The sequence below is a fragment of the Umezawaea sp. genome (assembly GCF_036375055.1).
Lineage (GTDB): Bacteria > Actinomycetota > Actinomycetes > Mycobacteriales > Pseudonocardiaceae > Umezawaea.
The window spans coordinates 1-6,166 of the sequence record NZ_DASUSQ010000160.1; the positions used below are offsets into that span (position 1 = coordinate 1).

Here is a 6,166-nt window from a genome sequence, read left to right on the forward strand (position 1 = left end):
CCCCAGCGGCAAAAATCTAAAACAAAAGCAGGACAAAACCAGCGCACGCCGCCGTGGCCGTGGCCGATTTTGCTCGGAGGATTTGACCCTTGCCCTGGTAGATCGGGCAGGTTGACACCACCTGCCCCTTAGCCCGATCACAGGGTCAAATCGAGGGGTCCCCGAGTCAAATCGGCCACCACCGCTGGGACTCGCGGCTACCAGGTCTGCCGGTGCTCGCTGTTACCGGATCCGCTGGGTCTGACGGCCACCAGCTCCGTTGGGACTCGTGGCCAGGTCCGCTGGGACTCACGGCCACCAGGCCTGCTGGGACTCGCGGCCAGGTTCGTTGGCACTCGCGGTCACCAGACCTGCCGGCACTCGCGGCCACCAGGCCTGCTCGGACTCGGGACCACCAGGTTCGCTGAGACTCGCGGCCACCAGGCCTGCCAGCCCTCGCGGCCAAGCCCGCCGGGACCCACGGCCACCAGTTCCGCCGAAACAGGCACCCACCAGATCTCACCCCGCGCCCCGCGAGAGAGCGCTCTCCGGTCTGTTCCCCGCAGACCTCACCTCACCACCCGGACTTGGACCGGAACTCCCGGTATTCCTTGACACCCACCCACCCCAGTTCTAGCGTCCGCTGAGAGAGCGCTCTCCTGAAACCTCCCCGTAACCTCCCAGGGCCGTCCCCGGTGCCAGCCAAGCCCAGCTCCGGGGACGCCCCGCTCCCCCCTGCGAAAGGAGAGTCGTGGCACTCACGATTCGCCGTGCGCCCACCCGATGGCGAGGTCTGTTCGCAGGCCTGGCCATCGCGGGCCTCACCGCGTCCGCTCTCTACGTCGGCACGTCCACCGCCACCGCCGCCCCTGACCTCTTGTCCCAAGGCGCCACCGCGGCGGCCTCCTCCTCCGAGAACGGCGGGACCCTCGCCCCCGCCGCGGTGGACGGCAACGGCGGCACCCGCTGGTCCAGCGCCGCGCAGGACGGCCAGTGGCTCCGCGTCGACCTCGGCTCGACCTCCACGATCAGCCAGATCACGCTGAACTGGGAGAACGCCTACGCCAGTTCCTACCGCCTCCAGACCTCCGCGAACGGCGCGGACGGCTGGACCACGCTCAAGACGGTGACCGGCGGCACCGGCGGGACCGAGACCCACGCCGTCTCCGGCTCCGGCAGGTACGTGCGGGTCGAGGCGATCACCAGGGCCACCCAGTGGGGCGTCTCGCTCTGGGAGTTCCAGGTCTTCGGCACCCGCTCCGGCGCGCCGCCGTCGACCCCGCCGAACGGGCCGATCGTGCGGGTCGCGGAGTTCCTCGCGTCCTGCCCGTTCAGCCACCGCCTGCCCGACGACCCGATCGTCGCCCCGCGCCTGCCCGGCGGCTCGCACATGCACGCGTTCTTCGGCAACACGTCGACCAACGCGTTCAGCGACGTCAACAGCCTGCTGGCCGCGAACAGCAACTGCAGCCCGGCCCTCGACCTCTCCTCGTACTGGATCCCGGACTTCTACAACAACAACCAGGTGGTCACGCCCGACCCGCCGACCTTCTACTACCTGGGCGAGGGCGTGCGCGACGACGTGATCGCGCGCATCCAGCCGCTGCCGCTCGGCCTGCGGATCGTCGCGGGCAACGCCAAGGCGACCCAGCCCGACGACAGCACCAACTCGCGCTGGTCGTGCCTGCACGCGGGCCACGTGAACCCGTCGAAGAACTTCGTGGAGTGCCCGGCGGGCACCCAGCTGGAGTCCTACTTGGACTTCCCGCAGTGCTGGAACGGCCGCGACCTCGACTCGGCCGACCACAAGAGCCACATGGCCTACCCGGTGAACGGCGACTGCCCGTCGACCCACCCGGTTCCGGTGCCGAAGCTGCGCCAGGTCGTCCGGTACCCGATCAGCGGCAACCCGGCCGGGTTCCGCCTGTCCTCGGGAGCCGGGTTCACCATGCACGGCGACTTCTTCAACGCCTGGCCCGAGGCCGAGATGCTGCGCCGCGTGCGCGACTGCATCAACCCCATCATCAAGTGCGGTGTCGACGGCCGACCCTGAGCCACGCCGTCCGTCCTGTTGCGACGATCAATGGAGATGTGATGCAACCACCCGCTTCCAGAGGACCGCGGCACCGCGGCAGGCTGGTAGCCGCCCTCACGGCCGTCCTGACCGCCTGCGCGGTGGCCGTGCCCCTCGTGCCCGCCAGCGCCGCGCCCGTCTGCGGCACCACCAACGCCGCCCAGGGCAAGCCCGCCACGGCGTCCTCCGTCGAGGTCGGCAGCCCGTTCGTCGCCTCCTCGGCGGTGGACGGCGACAACGGCACGCGCTGGTCGAGCGCACCCGGTGACCCGCAGTGGCTGCGGGTCGACCTGGGCAGCACGCAGAACGTCTGCGGCGCCACGCTGAACTGGGAGGCCGCCTACGCGACGGCCTACCAGATCCAGGTGTCCGCCAACGGCACCGACGGGTGGACCTCGGTCTACTCGACGACGACCAGCACCGGTGGTGTCCAGAACGTCACCTTCACCGGCAGCGGTCGCTACATCCGCGTGCACACGACGGCCCGCGCCACGCAGTGGGGCGCGTCGCTGTGGGAGTTCGCGGTGCGCACCAGCACCGACACGGGCAACCCGCCCGACCCCGGCACGGACGTGCTGCTGTCGTACAAGAAGCCCGGCACCGCGTCGACCCAGCAGAACGACCCGAACTGCACGGGCTGCACGGTCGACAAGGCGTTCGACTTCGACCCGAGCACCCGGTGGGCCACCGCGACCGACGTCGGCTGGGTCGACCCCGGCTGGATCCAGGTCGACCTCGGCGCGACCGCGCAGATCAAGAAGGTCGTCCTCCAGTGGGACCCGGCCTACGGCAAGTCCTTCCAGGTCCAGGTGTCGCCGACCGGCACGGGTGACTGGACGTCGATCTACTCCACGACGACGGGCACCGGCTTCAAGCAGACGCTCACCGTCAGCGGCAGCGGCAGGTTCGTGCGCATGTACGGCACCGGCCGCGGCTCGCCCTACGGCTACTCGCTCTGGGAGTTCCAGGTGTGGGGGACCGGCGGCGCGCCGAACCCGCAGCCGGTGATCCCGCCGGACCCGCGCAACCCGAAGCAGCTCGTGTGGTCCGACGAGTTCAACACCGGCAACGGCACCAAGCCGGACTCGAACAAGTGGCGCCCCGAGGTCGGCACCGGCCAGAACGCCGAACTCCAGTACTACACGAACAACAACAACGCGTTCACCGACGGCGCGGGCAACCTCGTGCTGGAGGCCAGGCGCGAGGTCACGCCCGGTTCGTCCTGCCCGGTCGACCCGGTCAGCGGCAGCGGCACCTGCCAGTACACCTCGTCGCGGCTCATCACCCACGGCAAGGCCACCTGGACCTACGGCAGGGTCGAGGCCAACATCAAGGTCTCGGGCACCAAGGGCATCTGGCCCGCGTTCTGGATGCTGGGCGCCAACATCCTGGACAACGGCACCCCGTGGCCGAACAGCGGCGAGATCGACATCATGGAGCACCTCGGCCGCGAACCCAACACCGCCTACCAGACCATCCACGGCCCGTCGTACTTCGGCGGCGGTGGCATCGGGCAGATGTACGCGCTGCCCGGTGGCGCGGACTTCGCGAGCGCGTTCCACAAGTTCGCGGTGGACTGGGACAGCAAGGGCATGAAGTTCACCATCGACGACATCCCCGTCATCACGATCGACAAGGCGACGGTGGAGGCGACCAGGGGCCCGTGGGTCTTCGACCGCCCGTTCTTCATCATCCTCAACAACGCGGTGGGCGGTGACTGGCCCGGACCTCCGGACGCCACCTCCGTCTTCCCGCAGCGCATGCTCGTCGACTACGTCCGCGTCTACCAGTAGGCGAGACCTGCCACGACCACCGCGCGGCTCCGGGGTCCCGATCCCGGAGCCGCGCGGCGTCCACTCAGGACTGCGAACGCCACGAGGACCGGGTGATCCTTGAAGAACGGTATAAAGGCAGACGTGCCAGACCCCCGCACCACCCCGGCCCCGGTCACCCTGGAAGAGGTGGCGCGCGTGGCGGGCGTGTCCCGCGCGACCGTGTCCCGCGTGGTCAACGGCGTCTCCACGGTGGACGAGGAGCTGCGCGAACTCGTCACCCGAGCCATCGTCGCCACCGGGTACACGCCCAACCGCGCGGCCAGGTCGCTGGTCACGAGGCGGGCGGGCGCCATCGGCCTGGTCCTCCCGGACGAGGGCAGGATGCTCGGCGACCCGTACTTCGGCCGGGTCGTCGGCGGCGTCATGGACGTGACCCAACCGCTGGGCGTGCAGCTGGTGCTGACCAGCGCGGGTTCCGGCACCCACCAGCAGGTGGTGGCGGACCTCCGCCAGGGCAGGCTGGACGGTGTCATCCTCATCCACACCCACGGCGCGGACCCGCTGCCGAAGCTCCTGACGGACAGCAACCTGCCGGTCGTGCTGGCCGCCAGACCGGTCCGGCCGATGCCCATCACCTACGTGGACGTCAACCAGTTGGCGGGCGCCTCCCTGGCGGCCCACCACCTCGCGGACCGGGGCTGCTACCGGGTGGCCACCATCACCGGCCCGGTCAGCACGACGGCCGCGCAGGACAGGCTGACGGGTTTCCGCACCACGATGGCCGAACGCGGCTACCACGACGTGGTGGCGGTGGAGGCCGACTTCACCCACGAGGGCGGTGCCACGGCCATGGAGGAACTGCTGACCAGGTGTCCCGACGTGGACGGCATCTTCATCGCGTCGGACCTCATGGCCCACGGCGCGCTCCCGGTGCTCAGGCGCCACGGCCTCCACGTGCCCGACGACATCGCCGTGATCGGCTTCGACGACAGCAGTCCCGCCCTCGCCTGCGACCCACCGCTCACCACGGTGAGACAGCCGGTGGAGGACATGGCGGCGGAAATGGCCCGACTCCTGCTGGGCCGCGTAGAACGACCGGACCGCCCGGTGAGCGCGGTCGTGTTCGAACCGACACTGGTGGTACGCCAGTCCGCCTGACCCGATCAAGGAGTGACCACATGCTCCGCGCGGCAGCCCCCCTGCTGGCCCTGCTCCTGCTGACGGCCTGCACCGCTCAGCAGGAACCCCACACCGACCACGTCCACTCCAGTTCCCCGCCGAGCGGCGGTAGCAGCAGTACCGGCAGCAGTGCGGCGGCGGCACCGGGGAGCTTCAGCGAGACCGACGCGGCGTACGTCCAACTGGCGATTCCGCAGGACGAGACGCTGCTCCCGGTCCTGGCGCTGGCGAAGGAGCGCGAGGGGGTGGATCCGGCGCTGGTCAGCCTGGCCACCGAGGTGCAGGAGGGGCACCAGAGGGAGCTGGAGCGGCTGCGCGGGGCGTTGACGGACGCCGGGAGGACGTACTTGAACATGCACGAGGGGCACGACATGCCGGGCATGGTCACGGCGGACGAGTTGGCCAAGCTGACGAACGCGACCGGACAGGCGTTCGACGACCTGCTGCGCACCCTGCTGCGGGCGCACTTCGAGGAGTCGACGACGGTCGCGAAGTCGGAGTTGGCGGCGGGGAGCAGCGTGGAGGTGCTGGACGTGACGAGGGGGATCGAGAGCAGTCGGGCGGCGTACCTGGAGAAGTTGGGACCTTGACCGTGAAGGCGGGTCCGGACCCACTGCGGGTCGCGTCGTGGGTGTGGTCGATGTGACTTGGAGCCCCTCTTGTGGCCCTTGTCGGCCCAAACGGCAGGTGCGACGCTGCCAGCCGACAAATTTCAAGGCCAAGAACCCCAGGTCACATCGACCACACCCCGCTGGAACCGGCGGTTACCCCCGGCCGGAACCGACGGTCAGTCTCAGCGCCTCACCACTCCAGGGACCCGCCGTTCTGGTACTCGATCACCCGGGTCTCGAAGAAGTTCTTCTCCTTCTTCAGATCCATGATCTCGCTCATCCACGGGAACGGGTTCTTCACGCCGGGGAACTGCTCGGAGAGGCCGATCTGCGCGAGCCGCCGGTTGGCGATGAACTGCAGGTACTCGGCCATCATGTTGGCGTTCATGCCCAGCACCCCCCGCGGCATCGTATCCCGCGCATACTCGATCTCGAGCTGCGTGCCTTCCAGGATCATGCGCCGGGCCAGGTTCTGGTTCTCCTCGTCCCACAGGTGGGGGTTTTCCAGCTTGATCTGGTTGATGACGTCGATGCCGAAGTTCACGTGC

At 69.3% G+C, this 6,166-nt stretch carries 5 protein-coding genes; 4 read left to right on the forward strand and 1 reads right to left on the reverse strand.

Going from position 1 to position 6,166, the window contains the following annotated elements; all coding sequences use genetic code 11:
• Window positions 1-730 precede the first annotated feature (730 nt).
• The 4 genes from VFZ92_RS38080 to VFZ92_RS38095 all read left to right on the forward strand — a co-directional run bounded on the left by VFZ92_RS38080 (window position 731) and on the right by VFZ92_RS38095 (window position 5,597).
• A complete protein-coding gene (locus tag VFZ92_RS38080) occupies window positions 731-2,032 on the forward strand; it encodes a DUF1996 domain-containing protein (RefSeq protein WP_330882169.1) in 1,302 nt (433 codons plus the stop codon).
• Window positions 2,033-2,073: 41 nt separating this feature from the next.
• Complete coding sequence (locus VFZ92_RS38085; protein ID WP_330882171.1) at window positions 2,074-3,846, forward strand: discoidin domain-containing protein; 1,773 nt, start codon at window positions 2,074-2,076, stop codon at window positions 3,844-3,846.
• Between the two features lie 123 nt (window positions 3,847-3,969).
• Window positions 3,970-4,986, forward strand: a complete 1,017-nt coding sequence (locus VFZ92_RS38090) for a LacI family DNA-binding transcriptional regulator (protein WP_330882174.1) — start codon at window positions 3,970-3,972, stop codon at window positions 4,984-4,986.
• A 20-nt stretch (window positions 4,987-5,006) separates the two neighbouring features.
• Entirely contained in the window at window positions 5,007-5,597 is a 591-nt protein-coding gene (locus VFZ92_RS38095) for a DUF305 domain-containing protein (protein WP_330882176.1), read from the forward strand.
• 211 nt (window positions 5,598-5,808) lie between these two features.
• On the opposite strand, the gene VFZ92_RS38100 is transcribed toward VFZ92_RS38095, so the two are convergent.
• The coding region (locus tag VFZ92_RS38100; protein WP_330882178.1) for a ribonucleotide-diphosphate reductase subunit beta at window positions 5,809-6,166 on the reverse strand (358 nt) is incomplete at its 5' end.